At 74.8% G+C, this 230-nt stretch carries 1 pseudogene; it reads left to right on the top strand.

What is annotated here, in order from left to right:
• Positions 1 to 62 precede the first annotated feature (62 nt).
• A pseudogene (locus KVS71_RS20160) lies at positions 63 to 230 on the top strand (mannose-6-phosphate isomerase, class I); the annotation flags it as partial.

Here is a 230-nt window from a genome sequence, read left to right as displayed (position 1 = left end):
TCAGGCTACCTCGACGGGCCCGGATCCGACCTGTCCGTGGCGCCGGGCTCTACGCTGGGGGCATGCTGCGCTGCCTCACCAACGTGCCCCGCGACTACGCCTGGGGATCGTCCTCCCTCCTCGCCGCGCTCGAAGGCCGCACCCCGACGGGCGCGCCGGAGGCCGAGGTGTGGTCCGGCGATCACCCCGGCGATCCCGCCGACCTCGCGGACGGCGGAACGCTGGACGAG

Origin of the sequence: Microbacterium sp. GbtcB4 (genome assembly GCF_019091465.1) — a bacterium.
Classification (GTDB): Bacteria; Actinomycetota; Actinomycetes; order Actinomycetales; family Microbacteriaceae; genus Microbacterium; species Microbacterium paraoxydans.
This window is presented reverse-complemented; position numbering and strand designations above follow the sequence as displayed.